Here is a 16,662-nt window from a genome sequence, read left to right on the forward strand (position 1 = left end):
CCGAGTGAAACTCGTCCATATCCATACGACTGAAAAGATTAGCCAACGCTCCCTCGCTCTGGCAGGAAAGGGAAAAATAGCCGACTCTGAACGCCCAATCGTGAGCTGACCGATGCGCCTGATCGACACCCACACCCACCTCGACTTCCCCGACTTCGACGCAGATCGCGACGAAGTGCTCACACGCAGCCGCGCACTGGGCGTGCAGCGCCTGGTGGTGCTCGGCGTCTACCAGACCAACTGGCAGCGGCTATGGCAGCTGGTCGAGGAAGATGAAAGCCTGTACGCAGCTTTCGGCCTGCATCCGGTCTATCTGGACGAACATCGTCCGCAGGATCTTCTTGAGCTGCGCAACTGGCTGAGCAAACTGGCTGGGCACCACAAGTTGTGCGCCGTTGGTGAGTTCGGTCTGGACTATTACCTGGAACAGTTGGATCGACAGCGCCAGCAGGCGCTGTTTGAAGCGCAGCTGCAACTTGCTGCGGACTTCGAACTGCCGGCGCTGCTGCACGTGCGTCGCGCTCATGCCGCGACCATCGCCACCCTCAAGCGCTTTCGTCTGGCACGCGGCGGCATCATCCACGCCTTCGCGGGTAGCTACGAGGAAGCGCGCGAGTACATCAAGCTGGGTTTTCGCCTCGGTCTTGGCGGCGCCGCTACCTGGCCGCAAGCCAATAGACTGCGCAAAGTGGTGGCAGAGCTGCCACTGGAGGCCATCGTGCTGGAAACCGACTCGCCGGACATGGCACCGGCCATGCACGCGAATCAGCGCAACAGCCCGGAATATCTGGCTGAAATCTGTGCCGAGCTGGCAGCGTTGCGCGGTATGACGGCCGAGGAACTGGCGGCGGCCAGCAGCCGTAATGCGGATGAGTTGTTCGGCTGGAACTAAAGCCAGGTAGCCGCTGTGGGAGTGGCTTCAGCTGCGATCACTGCAAAAGCACCGCCGCTGAAGCGCTTCCCACGGAGCGATCAGACGCGAAACGCGCCGATCAACTGCTTGAGACGCGTAACCAGCTCGCTCAGCTCGCGGCTGGCCTGCTCGGTCTGGCTAGCCCCGGCAGCGGTACGCTCCCCCGCATAGTTGATCTCGACGATATTCTGGTCGATATCGTGCGCCACCGCCGTCTGCTGCTCGGCCGCCGCGGCGATCTGCTGGTTCTGATCGACGATCATGCCCACCGCGCCGAGGATGTTCTCTAGCGCCTGCTGCACCTTGGCCGACTGACTGACCGTGCCATCGGCCATCTGGTGACTGGCGTTCATCGCCTTCACCGCCGCCCCCACGCCACCTTGCAGCTTGGCGATCATCGCTTCGATCTCTTCGGTGGACTGCTGCGTACGCTTGGCCAGATTGCGCACCTCATCAGCAACCACGGCGAAACCACGCCCCTGCTCGCCGGCCCGCGCCGCCTCGATGGCGGCATTGAGCGCCAGCAGGTTGGTCTGCTCGGCGATGCCCTTGATCACATCGAGTACCTGGCTGATCGCGGCGCTGTCACTGGCCAGCTGGTTGATTACCGCCACCGACTGGTCGATTTCGCCGGCAAGACGCTGGATTGCGCCGACCTGCTGCTCGACCAACGCCCGGCCACTGACCGTTTCCTGATTCACGCTCTGCGCGCTACCCACCGCAGCGGCCGCACTACGCGCCACCTCCTGGGCAGTGGCAGACATCTGGTTCATCGCCGTTGCCACCTGCTCGATCTGTGCACGCTGCCCGGCCACCGCCTGATTGCTCTCGCCCGAAACCAGCTCGACACGATCCGCCTGACCACCGACCTCGCCCACCGTCTGCCCAACGCGCTCGATCAGGTCATGGATACGCACCACGGTCTGGTTGAACACCTGCCCCAATTCGCCCAGCTCGTCTCGGCTCTGCGCCTGGAAGTTGACCGTCATATCGCCTGCGGCAACCCTGTCCATCACCTGACCCAAGGTTTTCAGGGTCGCGCGAGTGGACACGTAGAAGCCGCTGTAGAGGTAGACGATCAGCAGAAACACCACTACCAGCGCCACCACCAACAACACCATCTGCGCACGGTTCTCGGTCAGCCGCTCGCTCAGCTGGCTATCGAGGAAGGCCAGCAGGCCGTCGTTGAAGGCGTAGGTCTTGGCCATTTCCTGGCTGACCTGATCGTAGAACTGCGCCCAAGGCGTATCCAGGCTGTCGGCAATGATCACCTGATCCTCGAACAGCACGCCACTGTCCTTCAGACTCTGGCGACTGGCTTCGGCAAGGCCACCCAGGCCGTTCTGCGCGGCGACGTTACCGGCCAATGCCTCCTGCAGGCTCAAGCCGTACTCGGCGTGTAGCTTCTCCAGTTGCAACAGCAGGTCATCGAACTTGGTGCTGGCTGCCGAGTTGAGAAACCCCTGCCCCAGGGAATAGGCGCCGATAGCACGGCCTTGACTGAGCACATCGGTGATCTGCGGGGTGACGTTGGTGATCAGCTCGGTAATCTGCCGCACCTGACGCTGCGGGTCCTGGCTTAGTCCCGCCTGGCTGGCCACCAGCTTGATGAAGACTTGGGACGAGCCCAGCAGCTTCTCGACGATGACCGTCTTGCTCTGCAAAGAAGTCTCGGCCTCTGCGCTCTTCAGCTCGGCCAGCAATTCGTCTCGCTTGGCGATGAACTCCGCTTCCTGCTCGGCATCGCTGGTCACTGGCTGCAGTCCTTGCAGGCCGGCACTAAGCGACTGCTGCAGTTGATCTATACGCCCCTCCAGATCCCCCGCCTGACCGGACTGACCAATCATCGAGTTGATCTGGACCAGATCATTGAGGCTTTCAAGATCACGCCGCAGCTGCAAGCTGCTGCCAAGTAGCTCGAGGCTTTCCAGGGCGGTCTGGGTACCAACGAACTGTCGATAGGAGTCGCGCACCAGGTAGAAGTTGGTGACGAGCATGGGCAGGAAGAATAGAACGCTGATCAGGCTGAACTTCATACCGAAGCTGAGGCGATTCATCAGCGCGATGGCCGGATACAACACGGTCTTCACTAGACGTCTCCAGTTGCCATTATTGTTATAGGTATTGCTTGGATCGCCGCCGAGCCTCTTACGGACTGATCACGGCGCCCTGTGTCGACCGACCTGGGTTCGCCGAGCTATGCGGCAAAGACAGGCAGACAAATGTGACGAAAATCACCAAACAGGGTCGACTACCGCCTCCTTATACGCCTTATCGACACGCGTCTCTGTAACTTAAGGTTAAACGCGCGCAGCACCCTTCACTCCCTCTCAAGAGTAAGCGTAGTTCGTCACTGGAATTACATAAGGACAAAGGGCGGGAGCAACCCGCCACTGTGCGTGACAGCAGGTTGCCCCCGCCCTGTAAACCGCCTGGGTACGATCTCTAGATGAATAACACCCAAACCGCGTAACCGGTATACCAGACCACCGCAGCGCGGATCAGCAGTTGCCACAGCTGATCCAGGGTATCGACACCCTCCTCACCCATCACTGGCGGCGGCATCTCACCAGCGGCTCGCCCAGCCTTGACCACCAGTTGCGCGGCAGAAATGTCCCAGCTCAGCAGCTCATGCAGCAAGGCGCGGCTGACAGCGACGAAGTTGCCGACCAAGGCGAAACTGGAAGCCAGCACCCGCGCCGGCAGCCAATCGAAGGCGTGGCGCAGTTGCACGGCGCGCTCACGCAGAGCAGGTTGCTGCGCATGCTCTGCGCTCATCGCCAACAGGCGATAGGCCAGAGCGGCCATGGGGCCCAACAGCAGATACCAGAAGATCACCGCAAAGAAGCTCTGATAGGCCTGCCACAGCAGATGCCCCTGCACCTGTTGCAGCAGCTCGGTGCCCTCCTCCGGCTGCAACGAAAGGTCACGTTCGGCTACGTGGTAAGCGGCCTGACCATCACCGCGCCGCCAGGCGTCGCGAAACGGCCCCAGCGCCGCGAGCAGATCACCACGCCCCAGGCTGTAAATCAGCACCAGCAAATGCACCGGCAAAGCCAGCCAGCCGTAAGCCAGCGGTTTGAGGAGCAGCAGCACCAGGCCCAACGCCAACACCGGCAACAGCACCAGAACGGCCAGGCACAGCCACGGAGCCTGCTGCAGGCCGCCTTGCTGCAGGCGCTGTAGTTGCGCCAACCAGGGGCCGTCCTGCTGGATGCGCAGGCGCCAGGCGGAAAACTTCTCGACCCACAGCACCAGCAGAATCACCAGAAAACTCATTGCTACCTCTCCTTCAATTCGGCGTGCAGACGCGTCCAGTCGAACGCGGCCCCCGGATCAGTCTTGCGCCCAGGCGCGATATCATTGTGGCCGCGGATGCGCTGCGTCGACAGCGACGGGTAAGCGTCCAGCAACTGCCGCGTCAGCTCGGCCAACCTGGCGTATTGAGCATCGGTATAAGGCAGATCATCCGTCCCCTCCAGCTCCACACCCAGCGAAAAATCGTTGCAGTTGTCGCGCCCCTCGAACCAGGAAACCCCGGCGTGCCAGGCACGATCCAGACAGGAGACGAACTGCGTCACCCCGCCATCACGCTCGATGAAAAAATGCGCGGAAACCTGCAAGGACGCGATCTCGGCGAAGAAAGGATGTTCGTCCACCGGCAAGCGGTTCTGAAAGAACGCCTGCACCTTGCCAGTACCGAACTGCCCAGGTGGCAGGCTGATGTTGTGCACCACCAACAGGGAGATTTCACCACTGGGGCGAACATTGAAATTCGGCGACGGGCAGTGAGGGATGCCCTGAAACCAGCCGGTTGAGGGGTCGAGCTGCATGGAAGGCTCCTGAACGAGCCACCACTCTAGAGCAGGGGGCTACGGCGGCCAAGCGCGAGGCCGCAACAGGATGTGCAAAGGCGGGAAAATCGAGGATCACGACTGTAGGAGTCGCGCCTCGCGGCGAATCGATATCGAGCACGCCGCAGGATCAAAAAGCTTCGCCCCGGGGCGGGGCTCCTAAAAATCAAGCCGTTGCCAGGGGCGAACGCTCCTGGCAATGAATCAGCTGTGCTTGAGCTTGCGCAAGTTACCGATGACCGACTCCAGGGCGCGGTCGAACAGCAACGCATCGTCGAGCAGGCGCACAGCGTTGCGGCGGAACTCCACCGCCAGCGCGTTGCGCGTCTTCTCCAGCACCTTCATGCCGGTGCGATTGACGAACACGTACTTGCCAGTGGGCTTGATGATGGCTGCCAGCTTGCAGCGCAGCTTGTGCTCTTCATCTTCCTGAATTTCCACCCAGCTACCCACACGCAGGCTGTCTACCTGCAGCAGCGCTTCGTCGTCGTCCGGGAGCACCACGTCCGGCTCCTGCGGACGGGTCTGACCTGGCGCCAGCAGAATGATCTCTTCGACCACCTCGACCATCGCCGGGGCATCCTCGACCTCTGCTTCGGCCGCCGGCAGCTCCAGCAGCGGCAACTCGACGCCCGCTTCGCTCAGATCGGTGTGCGTAACATCCTCGGGCACGGCCGTTTCGGCTTCAGGGGCAGCGCGCTTGAAGCGCTGGAAGGCTTGCACGTGCAGCACTTCCAATTGGCTGAAGAATTCGCTGGTAGAGAACGGATCGAACGCCGCACTGGCCATACCTTCGCGCAACGCCTTGAGCAAGCCGGGCACCAGTTCCAGCAAACGCAGACGCGCCTCTGGACCTTCATGCGGGGCGACGCTCCAGACCAGATCATCCATGGTCTGCAGCGCAGCCTGCCACTCGTCCGAATCCACGCCGTGCTTGAGGCAGGTCAGCATCAGCACCTTGCTCCAGGCTTCCTGCAGCAGCCGCACCACCACTTCCGGCAGCGTCTTGCCGAGCAAACGCTCATTCAGTGCCTGCTCGACCTGACGACGGGCCAGCTCGGCCTTGGCACTGCCTTCCTCGGCATCGCGGGTACGCTGTTCAAGCAACTCGCTGCGACGGCGCTCATCACCCGTGAACGCCATGAACTCGGCCAGCAGTTCGGAGAAGATCGCCGGATCATCGACGAAATCGTTCAGCAAACGCTGAACCACCTGTTCGATCTTCTGATAGAGGCTGTCACGCTGGGCATCGTCCTGATCGACCCAACCCAACGCGGCAGACGCAATTTCGTTGAGCAAGCGGCGCGCCGGATGGCTGCCACGGCTGAAGAAGGTCTTGTCCAGCACCGCAACCTTGAGCATCGGAATCTGCAGACGGCCAATCAGTGCCTTGAGCGAATCCGGCAGGGTGCGATCGTCGAGAATGAACTCGAACAGCATCGACACCAGATTGATCACATCTTCATCGACCTCACCCACCACTCGCGCCTTGCCACTCTTGGCGCTGGCACGTTCGAGCAATCGCTCGAGCTGGTCACGGAGATCGAAATCTTCGACGTTGACCTGTGCCGGAGCACGCTGCTGCATGTGCGATAGCAGGCGCATCAGGTCGTTGCTGGTGATCGGCATTGCATCGGCTGTCTGAGCCCGGCGTGGCATCGCCGTGCCGCGCACTTGCGAGAGCAGATCCTGCAGCGCACCGAACACTTCCTGCACGCCCTGATCGGCGCCTTCGAGCAAGGGCATGCCTTCCTCGCCGGACGACTGAACATAAGCGGAAGCTACCGGGCGCTGCTGACGGCGCGGCGGTGCGGACTTCAACTCAGGCAACACGCCCGCGCTGACCAGCGCCTGATTGGCCTCGGCGTAAAGCATGTCGCAACTGCCGAGCACGTATTTTTCGAACAGCTTGAGGATGATCAGCTTGACCTTGATCTCCACGCCCAGGCTGCTGCAGGCGTCGAGGAAGTATTCACTGAGCAGGGTTGGGCCGAGCGGGTTGCTCTTGTCGTCCAACTTCTTGCTGATCACCGCATTGAGGCGTGTGGTGAGATGGCCCAACGCAACAGCGTCTCGGCTCATCACCTTGGCCACCATGGCGTCCAGCGCCACGGTTTCTTCCAGTTCGTCGTTCTGCACCAGGCTCAGGCTATCGAACGACACGGCATCCAAGGCGGGTTGAGGCTTGCCAATTTCGTACTGGTTGAGATTGGCGAACGACTCGAACACCTTCTGCAGAAAGCCGCGCTCGATGTTCTTGCGCTTGAGCCGCAAGTCGCGCATGGCTTCGAAGAAAGCATTCTGCTCGGCATTGCTGGTCGCCCGATCCGCCATCTCGAAGAGGGTATCGTCAGCATTGTCGAACAGGCTCTGCAGGTTCTGCTTGAGCTGTTGCGCCGCTTTGTCACGCACCTGAATCAGCGCCACGGGCAGTCTTCCTACCGGCGAAGTTGGCGATTGCTCTGCGGTGGCCTTGTTCAGGTGCACCACGTTCGCGTCGGTCTTCATTCTAGTCTCCCGCAGACTGCTCGAACCCGAGCTTCCTGGTCTGCACAGCGTCAACCGAGCGTCGTCCCTAACGTCAAAGGCCTGGCGTCAATAATGAAAAAAGTAAAGCCATTATAGGGAGGCTGCGCGCCATACCAAGCCAATTTTTCCCACAGACATGACCCAGATCACAGATAGCCACACGCCATCTTCGGACGACGACCAATACACCACATTCGCACCCCCACAGCCTAACTCTGACAGGCCTTCGGCGCTGCACCGATAGTCGGGCCAAGGGGGCACTCTCGTCATTAAGAGCAGCGGCAACATATAAAAGTGCCTGATCAATTCTGCAGAACGACAAAAGGCCCAGCGCCGCGATGGAGCATTGCCCTGCAACCACCTGCCTCTATAATCGCGGCTCGACTACACCGGAGCCGACCATGCCCAACCTGACCCTCGCCGACCTCAGCAGTGAAATCGAAGCCAACGTCCGCCGCGCCCTGGCCGAAGACATTGGCAGCGGCGACATCACGGCCCAGCTGATTCCGGCCGAGCGCCTGGCCAGCGCCCGGATCATCACCCGCGAGGCGGCGGTTATCTGCGGCACGGCATGGGTCGATGCGGTATTTCGCCAACTCGACCCGCGTGTCGCGGTGCATTGGCAGGTAAAGGATGGCGACAAGGTCAGCGCCGACCAGACCCTGTTCCGCTTAGAAGGCCCGGCTCGCGCCCTGCTCAGCGGCGAGCGCAGCGCACTGAACTTTCTGCAGACTCTGTCTGCCGTCGCCACCCGCTGCCGCCACTATGCCGACCTGGTTGAAGGCACCCAGGTAAAACTGCTGGATACCCGCAAGACCCTGCCCGGTCTGCGCCTGGCGCAGAAGTACGCCGTAACCTGCGGCGGCTGCCACAACCACCGTATCGGTTTGTACGATGCCTTCCTTATAAAGGAAAACCACATCGCCGCCTGCGGCGGCATCGCCCAGGCAATTTCCGCAGCCCATCAGATCGCCCCGGGCAAACCGGTTGAAGTGGAAGTGGAAAGCCTGGAAGAACTGCGTGAAGCCCTGGAAGCCGGCGCCGATATCGTCATGCTCGACGAACTGTCACTGGAAGACATGCGCGAAGCCGTAAGACTCACCGCCGGCCGCGCCAAACTCGAAGCCTCAGGCGGTATCAACGACAGCACGTTGCGCGTGATTGCAGAGACGGGCGTGGACTACATCTCACTAGGGACGCTGACCAAGGATGTGAAGGCGGTGGACTTGTCGATGCGGTTGGCGTTGTGACCGACAGACTGCAAACAGCATAAGTTCGGACGAGCTCGGAGTGCCGCAATACTTGCGTGAAAACCAAGGCCACAATGGATAAACCGAGGTTGTCGGTGCGAACATTCAACTTCGCCCACACTCATATAGTCGTCATTTGAGATCGAGCGCTACTTGTGAAAGCGACGCCCACCACCAAGAGCTCGCTTCCTCCCAGTTTTCAGCAGGGTCCGACAGACAAAACCCGAGAGGTATTCTACTTGCCTGGCAAACTTGCCAAACCACATCGGCAGACCAACCCGCTCCAGTAGTTTCCTATTCCAGAGTGACGGCCGCGGCTACAGCCACGGTCGCAAGTCCACCACCGCAACGACCTCGGCAGTCTCCTTACGCAACAACACCACCATCGGTGTACCCGCCATCAAGGGCAGCCATGCGTCGGCTTCAGGCCATTGACTGATAGCTGACTGCACCTCGTCCGCCGAGTTGAACTTCTGCAATTCAGATAAAGGGGACGACCGCTCCGTTATCCGCTCGACACTATCGGCTATCGGCCGATAAAGGTCAGGACGCTGCGGCAAGTCACTACCCCCCTGCACGGACTCGAATATCAGCTCATTGTGCGCGGCACTATCACTTGGTGGCGCTGCGGCCACCCAGCGCGGGCCAAGCCAGGAAGGCTGACGGAACTCGGGGGCTGCCTGATCCAGCTTACGCGTGTCGACATCCAACACCCGCACCAGATCGAAACGATCAGTATTGAACACCAGCCAGGCTGGCCGCCCTTCAGCAACCGCCCACAACCCGTAGCCAAGAGCCGACAACTGCAACGCGGCGATCACGCTCAGATCGAACACCAGTGTTTTTTTACCTTCCTTGTACACCAGCAGGGTCAACAGCGGCCCGAGAATCACATCGACCAATAACAGCAATAAGAAAATATGAGTCACGCCCACCGCAGTATGCAGCGGAGCTGGATACCAGAGCTTGAACACCACCCACATTGCCAGCAGAGCAATAATGCCGGACAGACCCAGATGCAGAAGAAATGCTTTTAGACGTAGCGGCATAGACACACTAGACGAACAAAAAAGCCTTGGGAAAAACGGATTCAATGGCTCTAACCCAATTAATCCAAAATTCCAGGCCACTCAAAAACCATCAAGGTAATAAGCTTCATTAGCTGCACGCTTAACCCACTGTACTCAATCATTGTTCCCTCCGTAGGAGCCCCTCGGGGGGGGGGGAGAAGCTTTTAGGGGCAGACTGCCGACTCAACCGCTTTCGCCTTGGGTCGCGGTGTGCACAAAAAATATTGCAGGCCGCAATGGATACAGGCGAGTCCCACAACAGCACAACGCCCCGCACAATGGCGGGGCGTCGATACGTTCAGCCGTATAGACAGCCTGGGGGCGCAAAGGTACCTAAGTACACTTATTAGCCACGGCAGCTGGCCGGCAGATATTTAACATCAATCCCGTTACTAGCTGCCGGCTGACATACCCAAGCGACAACAGCTTGCTCTGTACCTTGGGTAAAGTCAGCTGCTGTAGCCGCTGTTTGAGCATCTGCATCAGTGTACGGAACCAACTCAAGGTTAACACCAGTACCCAGTTGCGAGATATTTTGAGCAACCACAGTGATCACACCAGCAGAAGTAGTAGTAATGGAATTCACATACTGGCTGATACCACCAGAAGGTGCAGTTGCGGTTTCACCGCATCCAAAGTCATTGCCAGAGGGGGCAGTGCGCAGACCAGTCTGAGAGGCCTCGGTGATGGTCGTACGGCAAGAGGATGCAGCAAGGATAACTTCAGAAACTCGCGCACGAGCCGTATAGTCCTGATAAGCCGGCAGAGCGATGGCGGCCAGAATACCGATGATCGCAACCACGATCATCAGTTCGATCAGGGTAAAACCTTTTTGCATTTGAGCTTTCATGCATTCTCTCCTAGAAATAGATAGGTCCAGCGACCTAGACATGACTATGCAGCCTGCATGCCAACCTCTCAAGCCAGCACAATCTGAGACACACAGATCTTTTCCCACCCCACCCACAACCGCAACCAAGCACTAACTGCCAATTTTCGTCACCTCGGACAACCTCGTTTGGCAGCCTATTGGCGACTAGGTTATAAGGCAGGCATAGTTTGTGGAGTCTCTAATGAACGAAAGCGTATCCCTGTCCGGTTTGGCCAAGCAGATGGTGCTGGCAGAACTGCTGGATGAAAAAGCCGCACAACAGGCGCAACAGCAGGCCCAGCGCAACAAGCTATCGCTGGTCACTTACCTAGTGCAGAACAAACTGGTAAAGAGCCGAGCTCTGGCCGAACTGGCCTCGGAGCAGTTCGGCGTTTCCTTTCTCGACCTCAACACCCTCGACAAGGAAAGCCAGCCACGCGATTTGATCAGCGAGAAGCTGGTACGTCAGCACCGCGTGCTGCCACTTTGGCGCCGTGGCAATAAGCTGTTCGTCGGCCTCTCCGACCCCTCCAACCACCAGGCCGTCACCGACGTACAGTTCAGCACCGGCCTGAACACCGAAGCGATTCTGGTCGAGGACGACAAACTCGGCGATGCCATAGACAAATTCTTCGACTCAGCCAACAGTGGTATGGAAGATCTGGCCGATGTCGACCTCGACGGTCTGGACGTCGAGGCGGTTAACGATGACAAACCCGTGGGTGAAGGTGGCGCCGATGCCGACGATGCACCTGTGGTTCGCTTCGTCAACAAAATGCTGCTGGATGCCATCAAGGGCGGCTCATCGGACCTGCACTTCGAACCTTACGAAAAAGCCTACCGAGTCCGCTTCCGCACCGACGGCATCCTCCATGAGGTCGCTCGCCCGCCCATCCAGCTGGCACCACGAATTTCCGCCCGCCTGAAGGTCATGGCCGCCCTGGATATTTCCGAGCGGCGCAAGCCGCAGGACGGCCGGATCAAGATGAAAATATCCAAGAGCAAAGCCATCGACTTTCGCGTCAATACCCTGCCCACACTCTGGGGCGAGAAGATCGTGATGCGGATTCTCGACCCCACCAGCGCGCAGATGGGGATCGATGTGCTGGGTTACGAGGAGGAACAGAAAGAGCTGTATATGGCTGCCCTCAAGCAACCTCAAGGCATGATTCTGGTCACCGGCCCCACCGGTTCGGGGAAAACCGTATCGCTCTACACTGGCCTGAATATTCTCAATACGCCTGATGTGAATATTTCCACCGCAGAAGATCCGGTGGAGATTAACCTCGAGGGTATCAACCAAGTAAACGTCAATCCCAAGCAGGGCATGGACTTTACCCAGGCGCTACGCGCCTTTCTGCGCCAGGACCCGGACATCATCATGGTGGGGGAGATCCGCGACCTGGACACCGCCTCCATTGCCGTCAAGGCCGCGCAAACCGGGCATATGGTGATGTCCACACTGCACACCAACAGCGCCGCGGAAACCCTGACCCGCCTGCGCAATATGGGCGTGCCATCCTTCAACATCGCCACCTCGGTCAACCTGATCATCGCCCAGCGCCTGGCGCGCAAGCTATGCAACAGCTGCAAGAAGGAAGTGAACGTACCGCGCGAAACCCTGCTGGCCGAAGGCTTCCCCGAGGACAAGATCGGGACTTTCAAGATTTATGGCCCGGCAGGCTGTGAAAATTGCAAAGGCGGTTACAAAGGCCGCGTCGGTATTTATGAAGTGGTTAAAAACACGCCCAACCTGCAGCGGATTATCATGGAGGAAGGCAACTCCATCGATATTGCCACGCAGATGCGTAAAGACGGCTTTAATGACTTACGCACCTCCGCTTTGCTTAAGGCCATGCAAGGGGTCACCAGCCTTGAGGAAGTCAACCGCGTAACCAAGGATTAACCATGGCGGAAAAAGCTCTAAAAACCAGTGTATTCACCTGGGAAGGTAAGAACAAAAGTGGCGCCGTGGTCAAGGGGGAGCTCAACGGGCAGAACCCATCCTTGGTCAAGGCGCACCTGCGCAAGCAGGGCATAAACCCGACCAAGGTACGCAAGAAGTCAGGCTTTTCTCTCGGGGGGTCGGGGAAAAAGATCAAGCCCATGGATATCGCCCTGTTCACTCGGCAGATGGCGACCATGATGAAAGCCGGGGTACCGTTGTTGCAGTCCTTCGATATCATTTCCGAAGGCTTCGACAACCCAAATATGCGTAAGCTAGTGGATGAAGTGAAACAAGAAGTGGCCGCTGGTAACAGCTTTGCGGCCTCACTGCGCAAAAAGCCGCAGTACTTTGATGAGCTGTACTGCAACCTGGTGGAGTCCGGTGAACAGGCGGGCGCCCTGGAAAACCTGCTGGACCGTATCGCCACTTACAAGGAAAAGACCGAAGCGCTGAAAGCCAAGATCAAGAAGGCGATGAACTACCCTATCGCTGTTGTAGTGGTTGCCATCATCGTTTCGGCTATCTTGCTGATCAAGGTGGTACCGCAGTTCGAAGAAGTGTTTGCGAATTTTGGCGCCGAACTTCCAGCCTTCACTCGAATGGTGATAGGCATTTCCCAAGTTATGCAAGAGTGGTGGTTCATTTTTCTAATCGCGATATTTGCTGCGGCCTTTGCCTTAAAAGCAGCCTTGAAACGCTCACAAAAGCTTCGTGACTCCGTCGACCGTGGCGTCCTAAAGCTCCCTATTGTTGGTGACATCCTTTATAAATCCGCAGTCGCCCGCTTCGCTCGCACCCTGTCCACTACCTTCGCTGCTGGCGTACCACTGGTAGATGCGCTCGATTCGGTATCCGGAGCTACCGGTAATGTGGTCTTCAAAAACGCCACCAACAAGATCAAGGCCGATGTATCTACCGGCATGCAGCTTAACTTCTCCATGCGCACCACCGGCACCTTCCCCTCCATGGCTGTGCAGATGACCGCCATTGGCGAAGAATCGGGTTCGCTGGATGAGATGCTCGACAAGGTGGCCAGCTTTTATGAGGCAGAAGTGGACAATATGGTCGATGGCCTTACCAGCCTGATGGAGCCCATTATCATGTCCGTGCTGGGCGTTTTGGTCGGCGGCCTGATCATCGCCATGTACCTGCCTATCTTCCAGTTGGGTGCCGTCGTTTAAATGCTCGTAGTCGACTTTCTGGCCAGCCATGTGCTGGCCATTGTTTTGTGTGCTCTGCTGCTGGGTCTGTTGGTCGGCAGCTTCCTCAATGTAGTGATTTACCGCCTACCCGTGATGCTGCAGCGCGACTGGCAGGGCCAAGCGCGCGAGGTGCTGGAGTTGCCGCCGGCACCAACCGCTCAGACCTTCAACCTTATCCTGCCCAACTCCTGCTGCACGCAGTGCGGCCATGAGATTCGTCCTTGGGAGAACATCCCGGTCATCAGCTATCTGTTCCTGCGCGGCAAGTGCTCGAACTGCAAAACCCCGATCAGCAAACGTTACCCCATCGTCGAACTGGCCTGCGGGCTGCTTTCCGCTTACGTCGCCTGGCATTTCGGTTTTACCTGGCAAGCCGGGGCGATGCTGGTGCTGGCTTGGGGGCTGCTGGCGATGAGCTTGATCGATGCCGACCACCAGATCCTGCCGGATGTGCTGGTGCTGCCGTTGCTCTGGCTGGGCTTGATCGTCAATCACTTCGGGTTGTTCACCAGTCTGGAAGATGCTCTGTGGGGAGCGATTGCCGGTTACCTGAGCCTATGGTCGGTGTATTGGCTGTTCAAGCTGATCACCGGCAAGGAAGGCATGGGTTACGGTGACTTCAAGCTGCTGGCGATGCTCGGGGCCTGGGGTGGCTGGCAGGTTCTGCCGTTGACCATTCTGCTGTCGTCGCTGGTCGGGGCGGTGCTAGGTGTGATTCTGCTGCGTATGCGTGGCAGCGACTCCGGCACGCCGATTCCCTTCGGCCCTTATCTGGCGATTGCCGGGTGGATCGCCCTGCTGTGGGGCGATGTGATTACCGGCAGTTATCTGAAGTTCGCTGGGTTTTGAGCTAACCCAGCGACACTCGTCACTCCCGCGAAGGCGGGAGTCCAGGAGTTATCCTGACTCCACGAGCTGGGTCCCCGCCTTCGCGGGGATGACGGATCGCGGCACACGCGGGTCGCATCATCCAGCAATCCCCCCTACAATCGCGGCCTTGAGCAATAACGAGGCTGCATTGGCGTCATGAAACCCTGGATACTCGGCCTGACTGGCGGCATTGGCAGCGGCAAGAGCGCAGTGGCGCAAGGCTTTATTGAACGTGGCGTACACGTGGTGGACGCCGATCATGCAGCGCGCTGGGTGGTGGAGCCAGGCCGGCCAGCGCTGGCCAAGATTGTCGAGCACTTCGGTGCAGGTGTACTGCAAGCGAACGGCGAGCTGGACCGCGCCGCGCTGCGTAAGCTGATATTTGCCGCCCCCGAGCAACGCCGCTGGCTGGAAAGCCTGCTGCACCCACTGATCGGCCAGGAGATCGTGCAGGTGTTGGCGCACGCAGAATCGCCCTATGCGATTCTGGTGTCGCCACTGCTGGTCGAGTCCGGTCAACGGCAGATGACCCAACGTATATTGGTCGTCGACACGCCGGCCGAGTTGCAGGTGCAGCGCACCATCGCACGCGACCAGAGTTCGGAAGAACAGGTTCGCGCCATCATGCAGGCTCAGGCCAGCCGCGAAGAGCGTCTGCGCCATGCCCACGACGTACTGGTCAATGATCGAGACAGGGTTTGGCTGGACGCGGAGGTCGAGCGCCTGCACAACTTCTATCTGACCCTGCGCGGAGGCCAACCATGACCACGACCGTTCAATGCCCCACCTGCGGTGCGCCCGTCGAGTGGAAAACCGAGAGCATCTATCGTCCATTCTGCTGCGAGCGTTGCAAGCTGATCGATCTGGGCGCCTGGGCCGCTGAGGAACATGCGATTCCCGGCAATGATCTGGAAGACGAGATGTTCAGCGGCGATCTGCCGACGCGGCCACATTGACGAGCAATCGCGGCTAAAGCCGCTCCTACGGTAGCGCCTGGATAAGCTACGGAAGCCATCAGCATCCTGCGCGCGGGCGGTGCGCACGGCGCACCCTACGGGGCTCAGGGGCGCATGAAGGCGTAGTCGCGATCATCGTCGAGGTTGTCGGCGAGAAACTGTAGTTCGTGCGCCAGCTCCTCGGGATCACGCAGCGCTCTGCTCCGCTGTACGACCTCCGACAGCAGCGCACGCAATGCCACGATAGGCTCATGACCCTGCACTTCGGCGTCATGCAAATCGTCCTGAACAGCGTTTCTTGCCCAGCTGTGAACACTCATATCGAGTCCCTCGGAGGCGTTTCTCACAGCATGGCGGCAGGCCCGTTTCGGATATTGACGGGGATCAATCCTCTAGGCGGCATTCAATCGGCCAATACGGCGCCATTCACTCGCCGCGATCGCTCTCCTTCCAGGGCGCCTGCAGGTAGCGGCTGCGGTTGAAGGTTTCCAACCAGTCCGGGTAGAACACCACCAACGCGGTGACGATGGTGCCGTTGATGAAGGCTTCGGGGAACGCCACCAGCCACAAGTAGCCGGCAAAGTCGTCCAGCCAGGGCGGCATGGGGAACAGCCCATCCATCCACAACAGGGCGAGACCACCGAGCAAGGTCATCAGGGTCGCCAATGCCGCCGGGAAGAACCCGCAGAAGAAGATGTAGACGAACAGGTTGCGCGGCTGCGCGCGCTCCACACGTAGCGCGCACAACTCGGTGATCAGGATGGGGGTCAGCACCAGCAACACGCCGTTGATGCCGAGTGAGGCCAGATCCATACGACCGATAGCCAGCAGGCCAAGCTGCGCCGCCAGGCCCGCCAGCACGGCAAGTGGCCAGTCGAGTAGCAGGGTCACGGCAGTCATACCGATGAAGTGATAGGAAAGCCCGGAGTCGAAATCGCGACGCACCAGCCACAGCAGGAACAGCGCGAGCATGGTGCCGAACAGCAGATGCTGGCGGCGCAGATCACTGAACAGCTCGACCCAGGGCGCCCGCGCCACCGCCCAGAGCAGCGTCAGCCCGTAGACCAGCCAGCCGACCAACAAGGTGGAGAACGCCAGCAGGTTGGAAGCGATCATGCGCGCACACCCTCTCCTTCATTCATCGCCATGCCCGGCAGTCTACACCGGTACTCAGATTTGATTTTGCCGGCAGAGCAGCT

15 protein-coding genes and 1 pseudogene are annotated in these 16,662 nt (G+C 59.3%); 7 read left to right on the plus strand and 9 right to left on the minus strand.

Annotated elements, in window-relative coordinates:
- Window positions 1–112: 112 nt before the first annotated feature.
- On the plus strand, window positions 113–892 hold the full coding sequence (locus EGJ86_RS02245; protein WP_125833826.1) for a TatD family hydrolase: 780 nt from the start codon (window positions 113–115) through the stop codon (window positions 890–892).
- Window positions 893–972: 80 nt separating this feature from the next.
- On the opposite strand, the gene EGJ86_RS25525 is transcribed toward EGJ86_RS02245, so the two are convergent.
- From EGJ86_RS25525 to EGJ86_RS02265, 5 genes and pseudogenes are all read right to left on the minus strand, one after another.
- A complete protein-coding gene (locus EGJ86_RS25525; RefSeq protein ID WP_372237955.1) occupies window positions 973–1,686 on the minus strand; it encodes a methyl-accepting chemotaxis protein in 714 nt (237 codons plus the stop codon).
- A gap of 141 nt (window positions 1,687–1,827) precedes the next feature.
- A pseudogene (locus tag EGJ86_RS25530) lies at window positions 1,828–2,970 on the minus strand (HAMP domain-containing protein); the annotation flags it as partial.
- Between the two features lie 388 nt (window positions 2,971–3,358).
- A complete protein-coding gene (ampE, locus tag EGJ86_RS02255) occupies window positions 3,359–4,192 on the minus strand; it encodes a regulatory signaling modulator protein AmpE (protein ID WP_125833829.1) in 834 nt (277 codons plus the stop codon).
- A 2-nt stretch (window positions 4,193–4,194) separates the two neighbouring features.
- Window positions 4,195–4,746, minus strand: coding sequence for a 1,6-anhydro-N-acetylmuramyl-L-alanine amidase AmpD (gene ampD / locus EGJ86_RS02260; protein WP_125833831.1), 552 nt, complete (start codon window positions 4,744–4,746; stop codon window positions 4,195–4,197).
- A gap of 225 nt (window positions 4,747–4,971) precedes the next feature.
- Window positions 4,972–7,275 (minus strand): DUF1631 domain-containing protein, encoded by a 2,304-nt coding sequence (locus tag EGJ86_RS02265; RefSeq protein ID WP_125833833.1) that lies wholly within the window; start codon window positions 7,273–7,275, stop codon window positions 4,972–4,974.
- A gap of 422 nt (window positions 7,276–7,697) precedes the next feature.
- Here EGJ86_RS02265 and nadC point away from each other — a divergent pair, with 422 nt between their 5' ends.
- The gene (gene nadC, locus EGJ86_RS02270) at window positions 7,698–8,546 is read left to right on the plus strand and encodes a carboxylating nicotinate-nucleotide diphosphorylase (protein ID WP_125833834.1); all 849 of its coding nucleotides are present in this window, start codon (window positions 7,698–7,700) and stop codon (window positions 8,544–8,546) included.
- A 317-nt stretch (window positions 8,547–8,863) separates the two neighbouring features.
- On the opposite strand, the gene tfpZ is transcribed toward nadC, so the two are convergent.
- Both tfpZ and EGJ86_RS02280 read right to left on the minus strand, forming a co-directional pair.
- A complete protein-coding gene (gene tfpZ / locus EGJ86_RS02275; protein WP_125833836.1) occupies window positions 8,864–9,595 on the minus strand; it encodes a TfpX/TfpZ family type IV pilin accessory protein in 732 nt (243 codons plus the stop codon).
- 367 nt (window positions 9,596–9,962) lie between these two features.
- On the minus strand, window positions 9,963–10,466 hold the full coding sequence (locus EGJ86_RS02280; protein ID WP_125833837.1) for a pilin: 504 nt from the start codon (window positions 10,464–10,466) through the stop codon (window positions 9,963–9,965).
- 223 nt (window positions 10,467–10,689) lie between these two features.
- On the opposite strand from EGJ86_RS02280, the gene pilB reads away from it, so the two are divergent.
- From pilB to yacG, 5 genes are all read left to right on the plus strand, one after another.
- A complete protein-coding gene (pilB, locus tag EGJ86_RS02285) occupies window positions 10,690–12,393 on the plus strand; it encodes a type IV-A pilus assembly ATPase PilB (RefSeq protein WP_125833839.1) in 1,704 nt (567 codons plus the stop codon).
- 2 nt (window positions 12,394–12,395) lie between these two features.
- A complete protein-coding gene (locus EGJ86_RS02290) occupies window positions 12,396–13,616 on the plus strand; it encodes a type II secretion system F family protein (protein WP_125833840.1) in 1,221 nt (406 codons plus the stop codon).
- Window positions 13,617–14,486 carry an A24 family peptidase gene (locus EGJ86_RS02295; RefSeq protein ID WP_125833842.1) on the plus strand — a complete coding sequence of 290 codons (870 nt, stop codon included), beginning with the start codon at window positions 13,617–13,619 and terminating at the stop codon, window positions 14,484–14,486.
- A 177-nt stretch (window positions 14,487–14,663) separates the two neighbouring features.
- Entirely contained in the window at window positions 14,664–15,272 is a 609-nt protein-coding gene (coaE, locus tag EGJ86_RS02300) for a dephospho-CoA kinase (RefSeq protein ID WP_125833844.1), read from the plus strand.
- Window positions 15,269–15,463 carry a DNA gyrase inhibitor YacG gene (gene yacG / locus EGJ86_RS02305; protein WP_099522571.1) on the plus strand — a complete coding sequence of 65 codons (195 nt, stop codon included), beginning with the start codon at window positions 15,269–15,271 and terminating at the stop codon, window positions 15,461–15,463. Before coaE ends, yacG begins: the two co-directional genes overlap by 4 nt.
- Before the next feature lie 104 nt (window positions 15,464–15,567).
- On the opposite strand, the gene EGJ86_RS02310 is transcribed toward yacG, so the two are convergent.
- Entirely contained in the window at window positions 15,568–15,783 is a 216-nt protein-coding gene (locus EGJ86_RS02310; RefSeq protein WP_125833845.1) for a hypothetical protein, read from the minus strand.
- Window positions 15,784–15,889: 106 nt separating this feature from the next.
- Entirely contained in the window at window positions 15,890–16,579 is a 690-nt protein-coding gene (locus EGJ86_RS02315) for an energy-coupling factor ABC transporter permease (protein ID WP_125833847.1), read from the minus strand.
- Between the last annotated feature and the right edge of the window lie 83 nt (window positions 16,580–16,662).

Source organism: Pseudomonas sp. o96-267, assembly GCF_003935465.1.
In the GTDB taxonomy this organism is placed as follows: domain Bacteria; phylum Pseudomonadota; class Gammaproteobacteria; order Pseudomonadales; family Pseudomonadaceae; genus Aquipseudomonas; species Aquipseudomonas sediminis.

Bases quoted from the DNA above. Each gene is read 5' to 3' on its own strand.
- EGJ86_RS25525 (WP_372237955.1), bottom strand. From the start codon at position 1,686: ATGAACCAGATGTCTGCCACTGCCCAGGAGGTGGCGCGTAGTGCGGCC.
- tfpZ (WP_125833836.1), bottom strand. From the start codon at position 9,595: ATGCCGCTACGTCTAAAAGCATTTCTTCTGCATCTGGGTCTGTCCGGC.
- EGJ86_RS02310 (WP_125833845.1), bottom strand. From the start codon at position 15,783: ATGAGTGTTCACAGCTGGGCAAGAAACGCTGTTCAGGACGATTTGCAT.
- EGJ86_RS02295 (WP_125833842.1), top strand. From the start codon at position 13,617: ATGCTCGTAGTCGACTTTCTGGCCAGCCATGTGCTGGCCATTGTTTTG.
- EGJ86_RS02290 (WP_125833840.1), top strand. From the start codon at position 12,396: ATGGCGGAAAAAGCTCTAAAAACCAGTGTATTCACCTGGGAAGGTAAG.
- ampE (WP_125833829.1), bottom strand. From the start codon at position 4,192: ATGAGTTTTCTGGTGATTCTGCTGGTGCTGTGGGTCGAGAAGTTTTCC.
- yacG (WP_099522571.1), top strand. From the start codon at position 15,269: ATGACCACGACCGTTCAATGCCCCACCTGCGGTGCGCCCGTCGAGTGG.
- coaE (WP_125833844.1), top strand. From the start codon at position 14,664: ATGAAACCCTGGATACTCGGCCTGACTGGCGGCATTGGCAGCGGCAAG.
- EGJ86_RS02245 (WP_125833826.1), top strand. From the start codon at position 113: ATGCGCCTGATCGACACCCACACCCACCTCGACTTCCCCGACTTCGAC.
- ampD (WP_125833831.1), bottom strand. From the start codon at position 4,746: ATGCAGCTCGACCCCTCAACCGGCTGGTTTCAGGGCATCCCTCACTGC.
- pilB (WP_125833839.1), top strand. From the start codon at position 10,690: ATGAACGAAAGCGTATCCCTGTCCGGTTTGGCCAAGCAGATGGTGCTG.
- EGJ86_RS02315 (WP_125833847.1), bottom strand. From the start codon at position 16,579: ATGATCGCTTCCAACCTGCTGGCGTTCTCCACCTTGTTGGTCGGCTGG.
- EGJ86_RS02280 (WP_125833837.1), bottom strand. From the start codon at position 10,466: ATGAAAGCTCAAATGCAAAAAGGTTTTACCCTGATCGAACTGATGATC.
- EGJ86_RS02265 (WP_125833833.1), bottom strand. From the start codon at position 7,275: ATGAAGACCGACGCGAACGTGGTGCACCTGAACAAGGCCACCGCAGAG.
- nadC (WP_125833834.1), top strand. From the start codon at position 7,698: ATGCCCAACCTGACCCTCGCCGACCTCAGCAGTGAAATCGAAGCCAAC.